The sequence below is a fragment of the Kordia sp. SMS9 genome, from assembly GCF_003352465.1.
Taxonomy (GTDB): domain Bacteria; phylum Bacteroidota; class Bacteroidia; order Flavobacteriales; family Flavobacteriaceae; genus Kordia.
Window position 1 is genome coordinate 1,035,558 of the sequence record NZ_CP031153.1, and the last position, 19,088, is coordinate 1,054,645.

Sequence of the window (19,088 nt, forward strand, 5' to 3'; positions counted from 1 at the left end):
GATTGTATCAATTTTGGATAGATTTATCATCTAAATACACCGATGATACTATGTTTCTACAATATCATTGGGAAGAAATTAAAGGGTTTTATGGAGAAGAAAAGCGTCATTATCACAACCTAAATCATATTAGTCATATGTTGCACTTAGCAGAAAACGATCAAAAAGATTTGATTGATTATGACATTTTACAATTTGCCATTTGGTATCACGATATCGTCTACCGCGCTACGAAAAGTAACAATGAATTGAAAAGTGCTGAATTCGCTCAAAAAAGACTAAAAACATTACAAATTGATCCAAAAAAGATAGAAAATTGCACAAATTTGATCATTTCTACAAAAAAACATGAAATCCTAAATGCTCAAAATGAAGATAATGCCTATCTTTTGGACTGGGATTTGGCAATTTTAGGAACACCTTGGGAACGTTATCTTACATATACTCAAAACATTCGCAAGGAATATTCCATGTTTCCTGATTTTATGTATACAAAAGGAAGAAAGAAAGTATTGCAGCATTTTCTAGAACGTCCACGAATTTATTATACCGAAAAGTATCACAGTTTGTGGGAAACCATCGCTAGAGAAAATATTCAAAAAGAACTCAATTTGTTATGATTAATAAACGCCTTTTGATTAAAAACTTGCTCGCTCACAACGATGAGAATAGTTTTTATGACAAAAAGCGGAAGTTGAATATTGGCGAAAAAGAAGGTAAAGCAAAGTTTCTGAAACATATTTGTGCGCTTTCGAATAGCAATCCTAAAAACAATTCGTACATCGTGATTGGTGTGGAAGATGAAGACAATAAAATTGTTGGTGTGGATTTTTTTGACGATAGTAAAATTCAGAATTTAATCAATGCCTATTTAAAAAATCCGCCGATTGTACAGTATGAAAATATTTATTTTCCGCATTTGCCCAAAGGAAAAGTAGTCGGTTTGGTGACGATTCGACCAATTGATCAAATTACTTCACTTCGAAAGAATATTTGGAAATATTATGGCGGCTCTGTGTTTCTACGTGATGGCAGTATTTCCATGCCGAAAGTGTTTGATATTGAGATTACAGATGTGAATTCTGAAATTGTACAAAACATTGAAAAAAGCGCGCAGAATAATATCAAATTGACCTTGGATAGCGTGATCAATTTCATCACCAATGAACACAAAAATTTAGAATCGCATTATCAAGTTTTTAAAGAACAATTTATTGTGTGTTGGGCAGGAATCAAGCAAAAAACCGACGACAAAGTTTTCTATTCGCGCGTGGATATTGAATTGATCAACGAGCAAGTAAAATTATTTTATTCCGCATTAGATCAAGTTGAAATCACCTATAATGACGATGCTTTTACCATTGTGGAATACGTTCCATTGGGACTTCAAAATAAATACAAATACTATCCGCTGGAAAAAGTAACAATTACCTTCAAACCCAACGGAATGTACGCTATTGATACCAATTTAATTTTTGAAGCACCGCAATTCGACAAAAAAACCTTGCATCACATTTACAACACCAACAATGTGATTTTAGAAAAAATTCAAAAAAACATTCCCATCACCGAAAGTGAAGATCTTGATTTACGAAATTTACCTGCGACGTATATGATATGCTATTTGAATGGTTTTCACGAAGCTAAAAACAAACTCGATGAAGCAAAATTACTTCTAAAAAATTACGATAATGATATCTTCGAGTTGTACAAAGCGAGCATTCGTATTTTGCGGAAGATAAAGTACAATTAGGTTTTACATACTATTAATTATTAGAGGCATGAGAAAAAGTTTAAGTTATATCATATTAGGAATAGCCATTATAGCGTTTATCTATACTTTTATTAGAACAGGCGAAATAGGCACTTCATTTTTGATTGCTGGAATAGGTCTGGCATGGTTTCTATTTGAGAATATATTTGAATTGATTACGCTCTTTGGGCCAAAATCAAATAAGAAATCCAATGATGAAATACATCGAAAAGCTAAAGAAGCTTTGAAAAAGGTAACCGACAACAATCCTACACTGAGATAAAAAATCATCCTACTCTTATTAAAATCTTGCCGTAATAAATTCTCTCAAACTCACGTTAATTTGTACTTTTGCTGTATGATGCAAAACATTCGTGTAGCGGTAGACGCGGTCGTATTTGGATACAAAGACCATCAATTGAACGTGCTTTTAATCAAACGAAAAGTAGCGCCGTTTCAAGGTTCATGGGCATTGCCTGGCGGTTTGGTCTTAGAAAATGAAAGCTTAGAAACTGCCGTAGAACGTGAATTACAAGAAGAAACCAACGTCACTATTGATTATTTAGAGCAACTCTATTCGTTTGGAAAACCCGATCGCGATCCGCGAAATCGTGTCATTTCCGTTACGTATTTTGCCTTGGTAAAACCGTCGCATCATACCATAAAAGCGGATACAGATGCGCAAGATGTTGCGTGGTTTCCCATCAATGAATTGCCCGAATTGGCGTTTGATCATGCTATTATTTTAGACAAAGCCAAAACGCGCTTGCGCAACAAACTCACCTACGAACCAATTGGTTTTGACTTGCTTTCAACCAAATTTCTCTTTTCCGATTTAGAAAAGCTGTACATGACCATTTTAGAGAAAAAAATTGATCGTAGAAACTTCCGCAAAAAAATATTGAGTTTTGGCATCTTGGAAGAACTCGACGAAAAAGTTTCTGAAGGACGCGGAAGACCTGCTAATTTATTCCAATTCAACAAAAAACAATACTTCAAATTACAAAAAGAAGGATTCTTGTTTGATATAAAATAACTTGGGCGTGCCCGCAAACGGTCAGGCTCTCGGCAGTCGCTCTCTTCGAGGAGCTTCAACAAAGCCTCCATCCTTCACGCGAACTCCAGTTTCATTTATCATTGAGCAAAGTCGAAATGCCATCCTTCATGCAAAAAAACAATCATTCAATCATTCAATTTTCAAATCAATTAATGTAATTTTTACACAAAATAATTTGCAGAACTAAAAAAGCATTCTATATTTGCGTACAAATAACGCTAATATGAACTATGTACACTTAGATTCGGACTTTACTCCTTTTGGAACATCCATTGATTTTGAAACGTTTACATTTTCTGGAGGCGAACCACATATCAAAATAAAAGAAGCTGTAAAAGGTGCAATTACCATTACGCAACGTATTACAAGTTTCAATGATTTGGGAATGATTTTATTAGCAACCGATGCTTTACGAAGAATGAACGTAACAAAAATTAACCTATTCATTCCGTATGTTCCCGCAGCGCGTCAAGATCGTGTGATGGTTTCAGGAGAACCACTAAGCGTCAAAGTATATGCAGACATCATCAACAGTCAACACTATGAAAAAGTCACGGTGTTCGATCCGCATTCGGAAGTCACACCAGCGTTAGTAAACAATGTAGAAGTCATTGACAATCATGAATATGTAAAGCAATGTTTAAAAACCATAAAAGATGAAATCGTATTAATTTCTCCCGATGGTGGCGCGTTAAAAAAGATATACAAACTCTCTGCATATTTAGGAGGAATTGAAGTGATAGAATGTTCTAAAAAACGAGATGTACAAACAGGTGAATTATCTGGATTCACAGTCTATGCAGACGATTTACAAGGCAAAACAGGAGTCGTTATTGATGATATTTGCGATGGCGGCGGTACATTTTTAGGACTCGGAAAAGCATTGAAAGCAAAAAATGTGGGCGATGTACACTTAATCGTAAGTCACGGAATCTTCAACAAAGGATTTGAACAATTAGAAAGTATTTATAAAACCATTTTCACCACAAACTCATTTAGAGATGTGAAATCAAAACAAGTAGTACAAATTAACTTTTAGGTAATTGAATACAGAGCCAAGAGCCAAGAGCCAAGAGCCAAGAGCCAAGAGCCAAGATAAAAAATTCGTGAATTCGTGGTAAAAAACAATGAATGCATAATTTAAAATATAACATTGAGCATCTCGACTGCGCTCGATGTGACACATTTAAAATTAAAAAATAGAAATTATGAACTTATTAGAACGCTTACAAGGAGGAATAATTGGAGTTGCCACAGGTGATGCTTTGGGCGTTCCGTATGAGTTTCTCAGTAAAGAACGAATGCAACGATTTCCTGCCACTGACATGATTGGGCACGGAACACACCATCAACCCTTAGGAACTTGGTCAGACGATAGTTCACTTACGTTTTGTTTACTAGAAGGTTTGATTTCTGGATATAATACCAAAGTAATTGCACGAAAATTTGTTGCTTGGTTCGATCGCGCATATTGGTCGCCACACGGAAGTGTTTTTGATATCGGAATCTCAACGCGACAAGCAATTTACAGACTAGAACAAGGACATACACCCGAAATTTGTGGTGGAATGGACGAATATTCTAATGGAAATGGTTCGCTCATGCGAATTCTTCCATTGGTCTATTTCTTGAGAAATGAAGAAGATATTGAGGAACGCTATCGAATTGTAAAAGAAGTTTCTTCCATGACACATGCGCATTTTAGATCTGTATTTGCTTGTTTTATCTATGTTGAATATGGTTTGTTAGTATTGAACGGAACTGAGAAGTTTCAAGCGTATGCGAAAGTAAAGGAACATGTAAATTCTTTTATAAAAACACAAAATTTCAACGAAAAAGAAGTTGGGTTTTATTATGAAATTTTACAACAAGATATTTCAAAAAGAGATCCTGAGCGAATTAGCGGAAGCGGCTATGTTGTCAATTCCTTAGAAGCATCTTTGTGGTGCTTTTTAACAACTGATTCATACAAAGATTGTGTTTTAAAAGCGGTCAACTTAGGAGAAGACACAGATACCACTGCTGCAATTGCTGGTGGATTGGCAGGATTGTATTATGGATTTGATGCCATTCCTGAAACTTGGAAATTTCAATTAGCACGTTATGATGACATTCAGAACCTAATTGTTCGTTTCCATGAAAGTTTACTTTAAAATAAAGTGTGCTAACGATATAATTTAAAATTTAGCACACAACATTTAACATAAACAGAGAAAATGAAACACACATTACAACATATACAATATGAGTTCAACTCAAAAAAGCGGTTAAAATTCATCTTTTTTTGGGGACATCAACCTGCAAAAGATGGAAGCGTTACCAAAAGTTGTTTTAGTCAATGGTGGGAAGATGGTTTTACCGTTAAAAACGAAACTTTTAAAACAGCCGAACATTGGATGATGGCAGAAAAAGCGCGTATTTTTAACGATGAAGAAAAGCGAAATAAAGTTTTAACTGTAAATCATCCGCATGAAGCGAAACAACTAGGAAGAAAAGTCAAAAACTTTGATCCAGTTATTTGGGATGAACACAAATTCAACGTAGTTGTTGAAGGAAACCATCACAAGTTTTCACAACATGAACATTTACAGCAATTTTTACTAAACACCAAAAACAGAGTGTTAGTTGAAGCCAGTCCAAGAGATAAAATTTGGGGAATTGGTATGAGTGAAAACGATGAACATATAACAAATCCTAACCTGTGGAAAGGACAAAACTTATTAGGTTTCGCCTTGATGGAAGTTAGGGATCAATTGAAAAAAGATGCTGGCATAAAGAGCCAAGAGCCAAGAGCCAAGAGCCAAGAGCCAAGAGCCAAGAGCCAAGAGCCAAGAGCCAAGAGCCAAGAGCCAAGAGCCAAGAGCCAAGATAAAAAATTCGTGAATTCGTGGTAAAAAACAAAGAAGGAACAATTTAAAATAAAAAAACAATGAAACTTACCATACACGGATACTCAACCGCATTATATGCAACGTGGTATTATATAGAAGAATTAGGAATATTATTTGACGCAGGCGATGGTGTTTGTTCAAATTTATTAGGAAAAGCAGGAAAGATAAAACACGCGTTTATTTCACATGCCGATAGAGACCATTTGACAGGTTTATTGCAATTCAATCAATTATTTGCAGGTTTAAAACCAACTATTTACTATCCAAAAGATGCAGGTTCATTTCCGTTTCTAAACGACTTCTTTACCAAATTTGATCCACATAACTCAGGAACAACTTGGCAAGCTATTGAAAATAAGTCAAAGGTTTTGATCAAAAACTCAATGCATGTAGAAGCCATAGAAAACGGGCATGTCGTACAACCTAGTTTATTGAAAAGTTTAAGTTTCAAAGTATTTGAAACCAAACGAAAGCTCAAATCGGAATTTGTGAATTTGCATAAAGACGAATTGATTCAAATTAAAAAAGAACACGGAGATCAGTTCCTAACGAATGAAGTCAAAAGAAACGTTTTATCCTATTCTGGAGATACGCCAATTGAAAACTATGAACGCTATCACAACAGTGAAATTCTCATTCATGAAGCAACGTTTTTGACCAAAGAAGAAACAAATACAAAAGCATTTAAGAACAAACACAGTTCGTTAGATGAAGTATTTAAAATGGTTGCCAATATCAAGATAGACAAACTGATCTTAGGACATTTTTCATCGCGGTACGATCAACATGACATAGACAACGAAATTAAAAAACACATACAGAAGTACAACATTAAAATTCCCGTACATCGGATTCCTGTTGGAAAAGCTGTTAAAAATATGTTGGCGCAAGAGCCAATCAATTAAAATGAAAAAATCAACAAGAAAAATAAAAGCACTTGAAACCTTGGACATCCAAAAAAATGGAAGCTACTTGTTTCAAGGTGAGATTGTAGACATCAAAAACGCACATGAATATACAGTTGAAAACTCAAACTATTACACAAGTAAAAAATTAGACGAAATACTTTCAAATAGTACGTTAGATAAAAATTACAAAACACAATTTGAAGTTACAGATGAAACTTCTTTAAAAGCAATTTTACGATTGGCAAATGAAGAAAATATCATGTGTTTAAATTTTGCTTCCGCGAAAAATCCTGGTGGTGGATTCTTAAATGGTGCTTTGGCGCAAGAAGAAAGCTTAGCAATTGCTTCCAGTTTATATACAAGTCAAATGGAGAATTTCGAATTCTATGAAAACCATAGAAATAGGAAATCTTGTATCTATACAGACAACATGATTTACAGTCCAAAAGTACCTTTCTTTAGAGACAACAAAGGCGAATTAATAGAAAAACCTGTGTTATGTTCGGTAATTACATCCGCTGCGGTAAACCTCGGAGTAGTAAAAAGAGTAGAAGCGGAGAAAATTTCAAAGGTGCCTACAATCATGCGAACACGAATTGAAAAAGTGTTGGCTTTGTCCATTTTACACGGAAACGATACGCTCATTCTTGGCGCTTGGGGTTGTGGCGTTTTTCAAAACGATCCGGCGTTAATTGCGAAGCTTTTTAAAGAAGTATTGGAAACAACATTTAAAAATCAATTTAAAAAAGTGGTGTTTGCTATTTACTCAAGAAACGAAAAATTCATCACACCGTTTAAAGAAGAATTTGAAGTATGAAAACTTTATATAGACCTACAGGATTAAAAGAACTAGAACTGATTGCCGACATCAATTTTAAAGGATTTCCTCCTAGATTGGAATGGCAACCTATATTTTATCCTGTGTTAAACGAACAATATGCTATTGAAATTGCACAAAAGTGGAATACAAAAGATGAAAGTTCAGGCTATATTGGTATTGTAACTGCTTTTGATGTGAATGAACACTATCTTAATCAGTTTGAGGTACAAAACGTTGGAAGCGCTCATCATAATGAATTCTGGATTCCTGCTGAAGAACTAGAAAAATTCAATCAGCAAATTATGGGAGAAATTAGAGTTACAAAAGCATTCTTGGGAAAACAATTTGTTTTTACTGAGAATGAAGAAATCAACAAATTAATTAGAAAACATGAAATTAAACATACAAAACTATAAAGAACAGCTAAACGAATGGCCACAAAACGGACATCACATTATGGCACAATACGATGATGAAAAAATAATTGTATACCAATCGTATCGTCCTGCTATTGGACTTTTCGCTGCGAAACATCAATTTTTTGGTGGCCCTTTTAGCTTGGAACGCATGACGTGGATCAAACCCAATTTTTTGTGGATGATGTACCGAAATGGTTGGGGGAAAAAAGTGGGACAAGAAGTCGTTTTGGCAATTCACTTAAAGCGTGAAGCGTTTCAGAAATACTTGGAAAATGCCGTGCATTCTTCTTTTAAGTCTGAATTATACGAATCGCATGAAGCGTGGCAGAAAAAAGTAAAATCCTCCAATGTCCGTTTGCAATGGGATCCAGATCACGATCCGTATGGCGCAAAACTAGAACGCAGAGCGATTCAAATCGGAATTCGAAATCAGTTTATTCGTTCTTACGCAAAAGAAGATATCATCGAAATCGAAGATATCTCTGCGTTTGTGGCGGAACAATACGAATTCGTCAAAACAAATCAGCTAGAGAAGCTGCAAATTCCTGCAGAACGTCCTTTTGTACCAAAAGGCGACGAATTGCAGAAAAAATTACAATTACAATGAGTAAAAAAAATAAAAGTATCAGCAAATTTCTAAGTTATGTACTCAGGCACCATCCTGGGAAACTTGGAATTACACTCGATGAAAACGGTTGGACTTCCGTCGCCGTTTTACTCGAAAAAATAAACGTAGAACCATATTCGCTTTCTATGCAAGAACTAGAAGATGTAGTGGCAATGAATAACAAAAAACGCTTTGCTTTCAACGAAAACAAAACAATGATTAGAGCGAATCAAGGGCATTCTGTGGATATTGATTTGGCGTTGCAACCAAAAGAACCGCCAAGGTATCTATATCATGGAACAGTTGAAAAATTTATCAACTCCATTCAAGAAAAAGGATTGATCAAAGGAACACGACAACATGTCCATTTGAGCGTAGATAAAGAAACAGCTGTTAATGTTGGAAGTAGAAGAGGAAAACCAATCATTCTAACGGTAAGAAGTGGCGAAATGCATGCACAAAATCATGCGCTTTATCAATCAGAAAATGGTGTTTGGTTGATAGAAGCAGTTCCAAAGGAGTTTATTGAATTCTGATCAAAAATTATAGTATTTTAGAAGAAAATTTAAAATGAGAACACTTGCAATAGGAGACATACACGGAGGATTTAAAGCATTAATGCAAGTGCTAGAACGCGCCAATGTTACTACAGAAGATACCTTAATTTTTATGGGCGATTATGTAGATGGCTGGAGCGAATCTGCTGAATTAGTTGAGTTTCTCATACAATTAAACACCAAACAAAAATGTATTTTCATTCGTGGAAATCATGATGTTTGGTGTCATGAATGGTTGCTAGACGGACATGTTAATGATGTTTGGTACATGCACGGCGGAAAAGAAACCTTAGAAAGTTATGCGCGTGTTAAGTATGACAAACAACAACATTTAGAATTTTATGAAAACTTAGAAAACTACTATATTGACGAGCAAAATAGATTATTTCTTCATGCAGGATTTACCTCAATGCACGGTGTTTTAAAAGAGCATTATCAGAAGAATTTTTATTTTGACAGAACTTTAATAGAATCTGCTTTATTGGCTGAAAAAATTGGCGTAGAAAACCTCAGCAATCCACGATATGCGCCACAACGTTTTCAACATTACTACGAAATCTATATCGGTCATACGCCTACGTTAAACTTTAATTGTCATATTCCGATGAAAGCTCATAATTTATGGGACGTGGATACTGGTGCCGCTTTTACAGGCAACTTGTCTATCTTAGATATTGATACAAAAGAATTTTGGCAAAGCGATCCGCTTCCCGAATTATATCCTACCGAAAAAGGAAGAAACAAAATGCGTGTCGTTCGTAAAAAATGAACTACCTAAAAACTACATACTATTTTAATTTTGAAGATGAAATCATTCAAAAATTAGCAGCTTCCTATAAAGACAATACAAGTTCTGTCCAAGAAAAAGCGATTGCATTGTACAACAAAGTTCGTGACGATTGGAAATATGATCCGTACAGCATTAGTCTTTCAAAAGAGAACTTTCGCGCTAGCGTCATTGCTCAAAAATCAAGTGGAAACTGTGTTGAAAAATCAATTCTACTAATTGCCTGTTTAAGAGCTATAGAAATTCCTGCAAGACTGCATTTGGGAAAAGTAAAAAATCATATTGCTGTAGAACGACTTACAGAAAAATTTGGTTCAAACGAACTCACGCCACATGGAATGGTGAATGTTTTTTTAAACAATAAATGGTTAAAATTATCGCCCGCTTTTAATGCTTCTTTATGTAAAAAGTTCAAGGTTGCACCTTTGGAGTTTGATGGAGAAAACAATTCTTTTTTGCAACAATACAACAACCAAGGAAATCTATTCATGGAATATACAGACGATTATGGACATTTTGAAGATGTTCCGTTAGCATTCATGAAAAGAAATGTAAAAGAACATTATCCGCATATCTTTGACACCGATGAAAATATTACAGAATTTAAACTTTGAAACATTTTACGAATAACGTACTATGAAAAAAAGACAAATAGACATACTCTTTCTGCTATTATGTATAGCCTTATTATTTATACCCTTATGGGAAATGAGCTATAGATATCTTTGGGATTGGGATTTTGGAAATAAAGTCCATGGGAAAATAGAAAATTCAGGAATATTTAAAAATACTTGGGCAGCACTAACCAATGATAATGATTATATTCAAGTATACGGTTATCACATAAAATTTCCAGTGATATTTTTTGGAATACTGATACAATTCATACTCATATTCAAAAGAAAACTGATACAGCAAGCTGCTTCACTTTATGTAATAAGTATAATAGTATACGGAGTTAGTATGTATATATTTCTAGCAAGTTTTGACAGACACACAATGAACATAAATTTACAAATAGGATCGTTCTTGTTTTTTGCACTCATGATCATCGGAATCATTAAAGAAACGGTACGAATTAAAAAATAAAATTCAACTTCAAATCCCATAGTTTCAAACATTAAATCAATAAAATTCTTGTCAGTTTCAAAAAACATTTTATATTTGCGTATAATTAACGCAAAATAATATTCTTATGAATCCACTATTGCTGACAGACGGTTACAAACTCGGACACAAAGAACAATATCCGCAAGGAACCACAAAAGTATATTCAAACTGGACACCACGAAAAAGTAGAATTGAAAATATTGACAGCGTTGTCTTTTTTGGACTGCAATACTTCATCAAAGAATACCTTATCCAACAATTCAACACAGAATTCTTCCAACAACCAAAAGCAAAAGTCGTTACCGAATACAAAAAATATGTCGATCACTATTTAGGTGTCGATTACGATGTTTCACACATAGAAAATTTACACGATGTAGGCTACTTACCTATCGAAATTAAAGCGATACCCGAAGGAACCGAAGTTCCCATTCGTGTACCAATGTTTACGGTTGTCAACACACTTCCCGAATTTTTCTGGATTACAAATTACTTAGAAACACTCCTTTCCAATATCATTTGGCAACCGTGTACTTCAGCTACCATTGCAAAACAATACAAAACCATTTTAATGAAATACGGACAAGAAACCGATAAAGAAAATCGAGACTTTATCAACTGGCAAGGACACGATTTTTCCATGCGTGGTATGTCGGGAATAGAATCTTCAATTTTGAGCGGAATGGGACATGCACTGTCTTTTACAGGAAGTGACACGCTTCCCGTTACAATCAATTTGGAGAAATATTACAATACAGACGTCACCAAAGAATTGGTCATTGGAAGTGTCAACGCTACCGAACACAGCGTTATGTGTGCAGGAAGCAAAGACGACGAAATAGAAACTTTTAGACGTTTGTTAAGAACCTATCCAACAGGAATTCTCTCCGTTGTTTCAGATACGTGGGATTTGTGGAAAGTGCTTACCGAATATTTGCCACAACTGAAAGAAGAAATTCTAAACCGTGATGGAAAACTCGTCATTCGTCCCGATTCTGGAAATCCTGTCGATATTATCTGTGGATGCGAACACAAAAATAAAACGATTAGCAAAGGTGTTGTTGAAGTATTGTGGGAAGAATTTGGCGGAACGATCAATTCGCAAGGATACAAAGTATTGCATTCTAAAATTGGTGCTATTTACGGCGACAGTATCACGATAGACAGAGCAACCCAAATTTGTGAACGTTTGAAGCAAAAAGGGTTCGCTTCCACCAATGTGGTTTTGGGAATTGGAAGTTTTACCTATCAATACAACACACGTGATACATTTGGCTTTGCGATGAAAGCGACGTATGTAGAAATACACGGTGAAGGACATGCTATTTTTAAAGATCCAATTACAGATGATGGCACCAAAAAATCTGCAAAAGGGTTGATACAACTCTTTACCAAAAACGGAAAAATTACATTAAAAGATGAATGTTCTATTCAAGAAGAAAAAGAAGGCTTATTGACCACCGTTTTTAAAGATGGACAGCTATTGCGAGAACAATCACTACAAGAGATCAGAACCAATATCACGAAACCGACAAAAGATGTTAATTGTGAAAAAATAGCGACTATTGTAGATATTTAGTGGTACATTCGCGCACCATCCAAACCATCAAATCATGTCTATAAAAAATATTCGCTTAGAAGTCATGCAGACTATTGAAAAAGAAATCGATAGTTTCATGGAAAAATACCTAATTCCGCCAGAAAAAATATGGCAACCCACCGATTTTTTACCAAATTCTCAAGAAGATACGTTTTTTGATGAAGTGCATAAAATTCGTGAAGAAGCTAAAGAAATAGGATACGATTTATGGGTAGTTTTGGTGGGCGATACCATTACAGAAGAAGCATTACCAACCTACGAATCATGGTTGATGGATGTAGAAGGAATCAATCAACATGGAAATGACGGTAAAGATAATGGTTGGGCAAAATGGGTTCGTCATTGGACAGGAGAAGAAAATCGTCACGGCGATGTTTTAAATAAATATCTGTATTTATCTGGTCGTGTCAACATGCGCGAAATAGAAATTACAACACAACACATGATTAGTGATGGTTTTGATATTGGAACCGCAAACGATCCATATCGAAATTTTGTATACACCAGTTTCCAAGAATTAGCAACTAATATTTCACACAAGCGTGTGGGTCAACTCGCAAAAAAGCAAGGAAATGGATTGCTTGGAAAAATGTGTAATATGATTGCTGGTGACGAAATGAGACACCATTTGGCATATAGAGAATTTGTAAAAACGATTCTTAAGTACGATCCTAGCGAAATGATGTTGGCTTTTGAAGATATGATGCGTAAAAAAATCGTGATGCCAGCACAATTTGTCCGTGAATCGGGAGAAGCTATCGGAACTGCTTTTGAAAACTTTTCTAATGCTGCACAACGCATTGGCGTATATACAACACATGATTATATTGATATCCTACGAAAGTTAAATGCATATTGGGAAATTGATAAATTGAACGATTTAACAGATACCGCCAAAAAAGCACGTGATTACGTCATGAAATTACCAGATCGTATGGCGCGTATTGCGGATCGTGTGGCAATTCCAGAAGATATTACACGGTTTAAGTGGGTGGAAGCGAATGGAATGCTTTAGTTTTAGAGCGCTTCACTTCGACAAGCTCAGTGTGAACGCTGTTAGAAACTTTCAAAACAAATTAATAACAAAGAATCTCATGCTGAACTTTTAAGCTGAGTTTACCGAAGTTTGATCTAGCATTTTACATTTACAATTTATTAGATCGTCACTTAGAATGGTTTTTCTGCACATTGAGCGCAGTCGAAATGAAAGCAGATCTCGATACAAAAGCTCTTCGAAATTCCACTCGATCAGACGTTTGGAGAAAGTGATTAATCTTTCAATAAAAACATAAAAATCCGCTCTCGTAAGAAAGCGGATTTTTCAATTTTATATAATTCTATTGCTATTACAAATCAAACTTAATTCCTTGCGCTAATGGCAATTCAGTTGTATAGTTGATCGTATTGGTTTGTCTACGCATGTATATTTTCCAAGCATCAGATCCAGACTCGCGTCCGCCTCCTGTATCTTTTTCTCCACCAAAAGCGCCACCAATTTCTGCTCCAGACGTTCCAATATTTACATTGGCAATTCCACAATCAGATCCTGCAACAGATAAGAAACGTTCTGCTTCACGCAAATTGTTCGTCATCACCGCAGAAGATAAACCTTGCGCAACTCCATTTTGAACTTCAATGGCATTTTCAATAGTGCCACTATATTTTAGTAAGTATAAAACGGGTGCAAAGGTTTCATGCTGTACAATTTCAAAAGAATTATCAGCTTCCGCAATCGCAGGTTTTACATAACATCCACTTTCATAACCTTCACCTTCTAAAACACCACCTTCTACCACGATGTTTCCTCCTTCTGCAACTACTTTTTCCAAGGCAGCTTGGTATCCTTTTACCGCATCTTTGTCAATTAATGGGCCTACATGATTGTTTTCATCTAACGGATTACCAATACGCAATTGTCCATACGCAGCAACTACGGCATCTTTTACCGTATCGTATACAGATTCGTGAATAATCAATCTACGTGTAGAGGTACAACGTTGTCCTGCCGTTCCAACAGCTCCAAAAACAGCACCGATAACGGTCATTTTAATGTCTGCATCTGGCGTTACGATAATCGCATTGTTTCCACCTAATTCTAACAAAGACTTTCCTAAACGTCCTGCTACTTCTTTGGCAACAATTTTCCCCATTCGGGTAGATCCTGTCGCAGAAACTAACGGAATACGGGTATCTTTTGATAAAAATTCTCCCACTTTATAATCGCCATTTACCAAACAGCAAATTCCTTCTGGTAAGTTATTTTCTGCAAAAACCTCTGCAGCTATATTTTGACAAGCGACTCCACACATGGGAGTTTTTTCAGAAGGTTTCCACACACACACATCTCCACAGATCCAAGCCAACGCGGTATTCCACGCCCAAACAGCTACTGGGAAGTTAAATGCAGAAATAATTCCGACAACGCCTAATGGATGGTATTGTTCGTACATTCTGTGTCCTGGACGCTCCGAATGCATCGTAAGTCCGTGTAACTGACGTGATAATCCGACAGCGAAATCACAGATATCAATCATTTCTTGCACTTCTCCCAAACCTTCCTGGTATGATTTCCCCATTTCGTACGAAACCAATTTTCCAAGTGCTTCTTTTTTCTCTCTTAATTTTTCTCCAAACTGACGCACTACTTCTCCACGTTGTGGCGCTGGCATTGTTCTCCAAGTTTTAAAAGCGGAAGTGGCAGCTTCCATTACTTTTTCGTAATCTTCTTTTGTCGTCGATTTTACTTTTCCAATCAATTTTCCATCTACTGGAGAATACGATTCGATCAATTCTCCGTTTGAAAAATTGTTTGAACCTGTTGAAGTTCCTTCATTGATATCTTTTAAGCCTAGCGTGGCTAACGCTTCTTTGATTCCAAAATCAGTAGTCACTGCTCCCATTTATTTATAACTTTTTTTAGTTCTTTTGTTAAATTTCTGCGAAGATAGCACAATTCTATCAATCTTTTGTTGCACTAGGTGCGGTTTATCATTTCAATTCTAAGATGTTGTAATGGTATTCGGCACGAAGATATTTTTCATCTTTCTCAATATCTATTTTCAAGCTTTTCCGATGTTGATGCAATTGCAATCCTGTATTTTGTTCTTGTTTTATATTTACGATTTGGCTATATGTTGTTTCACTGTGTTGAATTAAGTTTTCTTTTAGTAAAAATGTATTTACATCAAAATAATACCACCAAATTGTATCACTATTTGGATACGTAACTTTAATGGCATGTGCGTTTGTTTTATCTTCCAATTGAACAATTCTTTCATAGGTTAAAGAAGCTTCCGTATCCAACAATTTGTACGGTTGCCATAATACGTATTGCGCTGCCATCATTTCCTTTTCAGCGGCTTCTACGATATCATCGTCCGTAATTTGATAGCCATTTTCAAAGACAAATGTTTCCGTTCCATCAAACACAATTCGTTTTTCAACGGTGCCTTCCATCCATATTACTTTAGAAGTAAATTCAGGTTGTAATGTATTTTGAAATTTTTGTGTAATTGTTTTTTCTACATTTCCAGAAGGTTCATAAAACGTAGTCGTTTTTTCGTAAGTCAATGTTTTGACGGTTTCCCAAGCGGCTTTCCCTCCATGGGCTTCTTCCAATGATTTTTCAATCACTTCAATGGCTGTTAATTTGGGTTCACAAGCATACAAGAAAGAAATTGTGAAACACAGTAGTAAAAAATAACTATTCTTCATCAGCAGTAAATCGTTCATCAACAGGCATCACATGTCCACAATTATCACAGGTCAATAATTCTTTAGAAGCATAAAAATCTTTAAAATGACCTAAAAAATCTTTTTCAACATCATGTAACGGAAATCGAACTTCATGTAATTTATGATTACAATTGTCACAATACCATTGCAAGCCATCCATTAAATTGGTTCCTTTTCGTTTGCGTTCTACCACCAATCCGATAGAATTTTCATGACGAACGGGCGAATGTGGCACACCTGCTGGATGCAAATACATATCGCCAGGTCCTAATTTCATGGTTTTCTTTTCGCCATCTTCTTGAATGTGTACTTCAATATTTCCTTCTAACTGGTAAAATAATTCTTCCGTTTCATTGTAATGATAATCCTTTCGCGCATTCGGTCCACCCACAATCATCACAATATAATCGCCCGATTCTTTGTACAAATTTTTATTTGCTACAGGTGGTTTTAATAAGTCTCTATTTTCTTCAACCCATTGATTCAGGTTAAATGGTTTTTGTATCGCCATACTGTTAGAATTTTAGATTTTAAAATTACACATTTTTTATCATCTTAAACTATTTATTCAATAATCGATGTTTAAAACTTTACATCTTATTTTATTGGGTTGCTATGAATGTCCTGCAAAAAAGTCTGACAAACTTGCCATGAAGCAATTTGGTATCTGTAGACTATCTAAAATATTGACATACAAGTGTTAAGTAAGGTAAAACCGTACGGTGCTAATTGTATAATTTTCTATCTTTTTTATATTAACTGAAAATATACTAATTATGAAAAAAAAGAAATTCGAAAAAAAGCTTGCATTAGGGAAAAAGCAAGTTTCTAATCTTGGTGGTGTACAAGGTGGTGCCGCAGCACAATCTCACATTTCATGTACTGTCGGTGGTGGAAACTGCACAAGTCAATTGGTAAAAACCTGCACTTGGTATAGCGAACTATACACAGCATGTACCTGTCCTCCTTCTTGGGATGGAAACTGTGGAGAATCTATTAATATTCCTTGTGAATATACGAGACAACCTAATTGTCCTGGAAATTCAAACTTCTTATGTGAGGCTTAACAAAAATCTATACATCATGAAAAAAAAGAATTTAAAAACATTATCACTTAAAAAATCGTCGATCTCAAACTTAAATGGTGGCGGACCTGTACCTATTCCTTTAACAATTAAAGGAACATTGTGTGACTTTACAATTGATATCAATACACAATGTCCAACCACTATGATTAGTGAATTGTATACAGCTTGTACGTGTCAACCAACTGATGGGTTTGATTGTGAATCATTCAACTTTCCATGCAAATAGTCTGTGAATATTCTTTGTCAACCCTAATTAATTTTAAAAAAGTAAAATCATGAAAAAAAAGAAAATACTAAAATCATTAACGTTGAAAAAAACCTCGGTTTCAAAACTCAATGGTGGCGCACAAGGCCCTTTTCCAATTCCGTTATCTAGAGATATTAGAGATTGTATACTAACGTTTGATCAATTTCAATGCACCACCACGGTTTGGGAAAGCGAACTAGGAACAGCTTGCCATTGCGAACCTTCTTGGGACTTCGCTTGTCAGCAATCTGTTGACATTCCTTGTGAAGCGTAAATAATAGACTTTACTAGAATCAAAAGCTCCAAAAGTAACATTTTGGAGCTTTTTTTATGTTTACTTGTGAATAAATATCTGAACAACAACAAGTTTTCCATCTTGAAATTATGTACATTTAAGCCACTAATCATCTCAAAATACTTATGAAAAAAACTCCTTTCACCCTACTCTTACTTATTTTTCTATTAAATAGTTGCGCTGAAAAATCTCCCAAAGAAAAAATATCCAAAGTTGATACAAAACAGGCAAATAGTATCGGATTGGTAATTCATGGTGGCGCAGGAACGATTTTAAAAAAGAACATGACGCCCGAAAAAGAAGCCGCTTACCAAGCAGCCTTGGAAAAAGCAGCCAAAAAAGGATATGAAATTCTTCAAAATGGCGGTTCAAGTGTAGATGCCGTAGAACAAACGATTCATATCTTAGAAAATTCACCATTATTCAACGCTGGAAAAGGGGCCGTATTTGCCAACAATGGCAACAATGAATTGGATGCTTCTATCATGGAAGGTAAAAATCTAAATGCTGGTGCGGTTGCTGGTGTGACCAATTTAAAAAACCCAATTTCTGCCGCTAGAAAGGTCATGGAAAACTCTGATCATGTTTTACTTGCCAGAAAAGGTGCTGAGGAATTTGCCGCTGCACAAGGTTTGGAAGTTGTGGACACCAGTTATTTTTATACAGAAGTACGCTACAAATCGCTACAAAGAGCCAAAGAAGGTGACAAAGACAAAGCGGCTTCCTACGATCCTTATATCAAAGATTATAAATACGGAACTGTTGGTTGTGTGGCGTTGGACAAAAACGGAAATCTTGCCGCAGGAACGTCTACTGGCGGAATGACCAACAAAAAATGGAATCGCATTGGAGATTCGCCAATCATTGGTGCAGGAACCTACGCCAACAATGAAACCTGTGCCGTTTCAGGAACGGGACATGGCGAATATTTTATCAGAGCGGCAGTAGCACACGACATTTCTGCGTTAATGGAATATAAAAACATGTCGTTGCAAGAAGCTGCAAAAGAAGTCATTCAAAACAAACTAAAAAATATGGGCGGCGATGGCGGAATTATTGCCATAGATGCGAAAGGAAACTTAGTTGCCGAATTCAATACTCCAGGAATGTACCGAGCGATGGTAGACGAAAAAGGAAATGTAACAGTTGGGATTTATAAAGAATAAACCAACGAATACGAGCCAATCGTACACGAATACTAGATACAGTACAAC

General features: G+C 35.6%; 24 protein-coding genes. 21 read left to right on the forward strand and 3 right to left on the reverse strand.

Translation table 11 applies throughout. The annotated features are described in order from the left end of the window. Positions 1-50 precede the first annotated feature (50 nt). The 17 genes from KORDIASMS9_RS04545 to KORDIASMS9_RS04625 all read left to right on the forward strand — a co-directional run bounded on the left by KORDIASMS9_RS04545 (position 51) and on the right by KORDIASMS9_RS04625 (position 13,524). Positions 51-620 (forward strand): hypothetical protein, encoded by a 570-nt coding sequence (locus KORDIASMS9_RS04545; RefSeq protein WP_240321128.1) that lies wholly within the window; start codon positions 51-53, stop codon positions 618-620. Continuing rightward, the gene (locus KORDIASMS9_RS04550; protein ID WP_114901705.1) at positions 617-1,753 is read left to right on the forward strand and encodes an ATP-binding protein; all 1,137 of its coding nucleotides are present in this window, start codon (positions 617-619) and stop codon (positions 1,751-1,753) included. The genes KORDIASMS9_RS04545 and KORDIASMS9_RS04550 overlap by 4 nt, the downstream gene beginning before the upstream one ends. Positions 1,754-1,781: 28 nt before the next feature. Further along, positions 1,782-2,036, forward strand: a complete 255-nt coding sequence (locus KORDIASMS9_RS04555; RefSeq protein ID WP_114901706.1) for a hypothetical protein — start codon at positions 1,782-1,784, stop codon at positions 2,034-2,036. A gap of 78 nt (positions 2,037-2,114) precedes the next feature. After that, entirely contained in the window at positions 2,115-2,789 is a 675-nt protein-coding gene (locus KORDIASMS9_RS04560; protein WP_114905145.1) for an NUDIX domain-containing protein, read from the forward strand. Between the two features lie 244 nt (positions 2,790-3,033). Continuing rightward, the gene (prs, locus tag KORDIASMS9_RS04565) at positions 3,034-3,849 is read left to right on the forward strand and encodes a ribose-phosphate diphosphokinase (protein ID WP_114901707.1); all 816 of its coding nucleotides are present in this window, start codon (positions 3,034-3,036) and stop codon (positions 3,847-3,849) included. A gap of 169 nt (positions 3,850-4,018) precedes the next feature. Further along, the gene (locus KORDIASMS9_RS04570; protein WP_114901708.1) at positions 4,019-4,963 is read left to right on the forward strand and encodes an ADP-ribosylglycohydrolase family protein; all 945 of its coding nucleotides are present in this window, start codon (positions 4,019-4,021) and stop codon (positions 4,961-4,963) included. Positions 4,964-5,026: 63 nt separating this feature from the next. Further along, the gene (locus KORDIASMS9_RS04575) at positions 5,027-5,704 is read left to right on the forward strand and encodes an NADAR family protein (RefSeq protein ID WP_114901709.1); all 678 of its coding nucleotides are present in this window, start codon (positions 5,027-5,029) and stop codon (positions 5,702-5,704) included. A gap of 35 nt (positions 5,705-5,739) precedes the next feature. Beyond that, complete coding sequence (locus tag KORDIASMS9_RS04580) at positions 5,740-6,606, forward strand: MBL fold metallo-hydrolase (RefSeq protein ID WP_114901710.1); 867 nt, start codon at positions 5,740-5,742, stop codon at positions 6,604-6,606. Position 6,607: 1 nt separating this feature from the next. After that, a complete protein-coding gene (locus tag KORDIASMS9_RS04585; RefSeq protein WP_114901711.1) occupies positions 6,608-7,426 on the forward strand; it encodes a TIGR02452 family protein in 819 nt (272 codons plus the stop codon). Continuing rightward, on the forward strand, positions 7,423-7,845 hold the full coding sequence (locus tag KORDIASMS9_RS04590; RefSeq protein WP_114901712.1) for an ADP-ribosylation/crystallin J1: 423 nt from the start codon (positions 7,423-7,425) through the stop codon (positions 7,843-7,845). The genes KORDIASMS9_RS04585 and KORDIASMS9_RS04590 overlap by 4 nt, the downstream gene beginning before the upstream one ends. Then, positions 7,820-8,455, forward strand: a complete 636-nt coding sequence (locus tag KORDIASMS9_RS04595; protein WP_114901713.1) for a DUF4291 domain-containing protein — start codon at positions 7,820-7,822, stop codon at positions 8,453-8,455. Before KORDIASMS9_RS04590 ends, KORDIASMS9_RS04595 begins: the two co-directional genes overlap by 26 nt. Then, entirely contained in the window at positions 8,452-8,991 is a 540-nt protein-coding gene (locus tag KORDIASMS9_RS04600; RefSeq protein ID WP_114901714.1) for an RNA 2'-phosphotransferase, read from the forward strand. The genes KORDIASMS9_RS04595 and KORDIASMS9_RS04600 overlap by 4 nt, the downstream gene beginning before the upstream one ends. A 34-nt stretch (positions 8,992-9,025) precedes the next feature. Next, positions 9,026-9,781: a metallophosphoesterase gene (locus KORDIASMS9_RS04605; RefSeq protein ID WP_114901715.1), complete on the forward strand. Its 756-nt coding sequence runs from the start codon at positions 9,026-9,028 to the stop codon at positions 9,779-9,781. Then, complete coding sequence (locus KORDIASMS9_RS04610) at positions 9,778-10,413, forward strand: transglutaminase family protein (RefSeq protein WP_114901716.1); 636 nt, start codon at positions 9,778-9,780, stop codon at positions 10,411-10,413. The genes KORDIASMS9_RS04605 and KORDIASMS9_RS04610 overlap by 4 nt, the downstream gene beginning before the upstream one ends. A gap of 94 nt (positions 10,414-10,507) precedes the next feature. Continuing rightward, positions 10,508-10,888 (forward strand): hypothetical protein, encoded by a 381-nt coding sequence (locus KORDIASMS9_RS04615; RefSeq protein WP_162819762.1) that lies wholly within the window; start codon positions 10,508-10,510, stop codon positions 10,886-10,888. Between the two features lie 106 nt (positions 10,889-10,994). Next, complete coding sequence (locus KORDIASMS9_RS04620) at positions 10,995-12,488, forward strand: nicotinate phosphoribosyltransferase (protein WP_114901718.1); 1,494 nt, start codon at positions 10,995-10,997, stop codon at positions 12,486-12,488. Between the two features lie 34 nt (positions 12,489-12,522). Next, complete coding sequence (locus KORDIASMS9_RS04625; protein ID WP_114901719.1) at positions 12,523-13,524, forward strand: acyl-ACP desaturase; 1,002 nt, start codon at positions 12,523-12,525, stop codon at positions 13,522-13,524. A gap of 331 nt (positions 13,525-13,855) precedes the next feature. Here the strand turns inward: KORDIASMS9_RS04625 and KORDIASMS9_RS04630 are convergent, their stop codons facing one another. The 3 genes from KORDIASMS9_RS04630 to KORDIASMS9_RS04640 all read right to left on the reverse strand — a co-directional run bounded on the left by KORDIASMS9_RS04630 (position 13,856) and on the right by KORDIASMS9_RS04640 (position 16,755). Continuing rightward, on the reverse strand, positions 13,856-15,409 hold the full coding sequence (locus KORDIASMS9_RS04630; RefSeq protein ID WP_114901720.1) for an aldehyde dehydrogenase family protein: 1,554 nt from the start codon (positions 15,407-15,409) through the stop codon (positions 13,856-13,858). An 88-nt stretch (positions 15,410-15,497) separates the two neighbouring features. After that, positions 15,498-16,223 carry a hypothetical protein gene (locus tag KORDIASMS9_RS04635; protein ID WP_162819763.1) on the reverse strand — a complete coding sequence of 242 codons (726 nt, stop codon included), beginning with the start codon at positions 16,221-16,223 and terminating at the stop codon, positions 15,498-15,500. Then, positions 16,213-16,755, reverse strand: a complete 543-nt coding sequence (locus KORDIASMS9_RS04640; RefSeq protein ID WP_114901722.1) for a 3-hydroxyanthranilate 3,4-dioxygenase — start codon at positions 16,753-16,755, stop codon at positions 16,213-16,215. Before KORDIASMS9_RS04640 ends, KORDIASMS9_RS04635 begins: the two co-directional genes overlap by 11 nt. A gap of 265 nt (positions 16,756-17,020) precedes the next feature. On the opposite strand from KORDIASMS9_RS04640, the gene KORDIASMS9_RS04645 reads away from it, so the two are divergent. The 4 genes from KORDIASMS9_RS04645 to KORDIASMS9_RS04660 all read left to right on the forward strand — a co-directional run bounded on the left by KORDIASMS9_RS04645 (position 17,021) and on the right by KORDIASMS9_RS04660 (position 19,040). Beyond that, positions 17,021-17,311, forward strand: a complete 291-nt coding sequence (locus tag KORDIASMS9_RS04645; protein ID WP_114901723.1) for a class I lanthipeptide — start codon at positions 17,021-17,023, stop codon at positions 17,309-17,311. A 16-nt stretch (positions 17,312-17,327) separates the two neighbouring features. After that, positions 17,328-17,558, forward strand: a complete 231-nt coding sequence (locus KORDIASMS9_RS04650) for a hypothetical protein (RefSeq protein ID WP_114901724.1) — start codon at positions 17,328-17,330, stop codon at positions 17,556-17,558. Positions 17,559-17,607: 49 nt separating this feature from the next. After that, entirely contained in the window at positions 17,608-17,853 is a 246-nt protein-coding gene (locus KORDIASMS9_RS04655) for a hypothetical protein (RefSeq protein ID WP_114901725.1), read from the forward strand. Positions 17,854-17,999: 146 nt separating this feature from the next. Further along, complete coding sequence (locus KORDIASMS9_RS04660) at positions 18,000-19,040, forward strand: isoaspartyl peptidase/L-asparaginase family protein (RefSeq protein WP_114901726.1); 1,041 nt, start codon at positions 18,000-18,002, stop codon at positions 19,038-19,040. The last annotated feature ends 48 nt before the right edge of the window (positions 19,041-19,088 follow it).

Excerpts from the sequence above, each read along its gene's own strand:
- KORDIASMS9_RS04610 (WP_114901716.1), top strand. The coding sequence starts at position 9,778 with ATGAACTACCTAAAAACTACATACTATTTTAATTTTGAAGATGAAATC.
- KORDIASMS9_RS04640 (WP_114901722.1), bottom strand. The coding sequence starts at position 16,755 with ATGGCGATACAAAAACCATTTAACCTGAATCAATGGGTTGAAGAAAAT.
- KORDIASMS9_RS04575 (WP_114901709.1), top strand. The coding sequence starts at position 5,027 with ATGAAACACACATTACAACATATACAATATGAGTTCAACTCAAAAAAG.
- KORDIASMS9_RS04550 (WP_114901705.1), top strand. The coding sequence starts at position 617 with ATGATTAATAAACGCCTTTTGATTAAAAACTTGCTCGCTCACAACGAT.
- KORDIASMS9_RS04570 (WP_114901708.1), top strand. The coding sequence starts at position 4,019 with ATGAACTTATTAGAACGCTTACAAGGAGGAATAATTGGAGTTGCCACA.
- KORDIASMS9_RS04605 (WP_114901715.1), top strand. The coding sequence starts at position 9,026 with ATGAGAACACTTGCAATAGGAGACATACACGGAGGATTTAAAGCATTA.
- KORDIASMS9_RS04595 (WP_114901713.1), top strand. The coding sequence starts at position 7,820 with ATGAAATTAAACATACAAAACTATAAAGAACAGCTAAACGAATGGCCA.
- KORDIASMS9_RS04585 (WP_114901711.1), top strand. The coding sequence starts at position 6,608 with ATGAAAAAATCAACAAGAAAAATAAAAGCACTTGAAACCTTGGACATC.
- KORDIASMS9_RS04560 (WP_114905145.1), top strand. The coding sequence starts at position 2,115 with ATGCAAAACATTCGTGTAGCGGTAGACGCGGTCGTATTTGGATACAAA.
- KORDIASMS9_RS04645 (WP_114901723.1), top strand. The coding sequence starts at position 17,021 with ATGAAAAAAAAGAAATTCGAAAAAAAGCTTGCATTAGGGAAAAAGCAA.
- KORDIASMS9_RS04590 (WP_114901712.1), top strand. The coding sequence starts at position 7,423 with ATGAAAACTTTATATAGACCTACAGGATTAAAAGAACTAGAACTGATT.
- KORDIASMS9_RS04630 (WP_114901720.1), bottom strand. The coding sequence starts at position 15,409 with ATGGGAGCAGTGACTACTGATTTTGGAATCAAAGAAGCGTTAGCCACG.
- KORDIASMS9_RS04545 (WP_240321128.1), top strand. The coding sequence starts at position 51 with ATGTTTCTACAATATCATTGGGAAGAAATTAAAGGGTTTTATGGAGAA.
- KORDIASMS9_RS04615 (WP_162819762.1), top strand. The coding sequence starts at position 10,508 with ATGAGCTATAGATATCTTTGGGATTGGGATTTTGGAAATAAAGTCCAT.
- KORDIASMS9_RS04625 (WP_114901719.1), top strand. The coding sequence starts at position 12,523 with ATGTCTATAAAAAATATTCGCTTAGAAGTCATGCAGACTATTGAAAAA.
- prs (WP_114901707.1), top strand. The coding sequence starts at position 3,034 with ATGAACTATGTACACTTAGATTCGGACTTTACTCCTTTTGGAACATCC.
- KORDIASMS9_RS04655 (WP_114901725.1), top strand. The coding sequence starts at position 17,608 with ATGAAAAAAAAGAAAATACTAAAATCATTAACGTTGAAAAAAACCTCG.
- KORDIASMS9_RS04600 (WP_114901714.1), top strand. The coding sequence starts at position 8,452 with ATGAGTAAAAAAAATAAAAGTATCAGCAAATTTCTAAGTTATGTACTC.
- KORDIASMS9_RS04635 (WP_162819763.1), bottom strand. The coding sequence starts at position 16,223 with ATGAAGAATAGTTATTTTTTACTACTGTGTTTCACAATTTCTTTCTTG.
- KORDIASMS9_RS04580 (WP_114901710.1), top strand. The coding sequence starts at position 5,740 with ATGAAACTTACCATACACGGATACTCAACCGCATTATATGCAACGTGG.
- KORDIASMS9_RS04620 (WP_114901718.1), top strand. The coding sequence starts at position 10,995 with ATGAATCCACTATTGCTGACAGACGGTTACAAACTCGGACACAAAGAA.
- KORDIASMS9_RS04660 (WP_114901726.1), top strand. The coding sequence starts at position 18,000 with ATGAAAAAAACTCCTTTCACCCTACTCTTACTTATTTTTCTATTAAAT.
- KORDIASMS9_RS04555 (WP_114901706.1), top strand. The coding sequence starts at position 1,782 with ATGAGAAAAAGTTTAAGTTATATCATATTAGGAATAGCCATTATAGCG.
- KORDIASMS9_RS04650 (WP_114901724.1), top strand. The coding sequence starts at position 17,328 with ATGAAAAAAAAGAATTTAAAAACATTATCACTTAAAAAATCGTCGATC.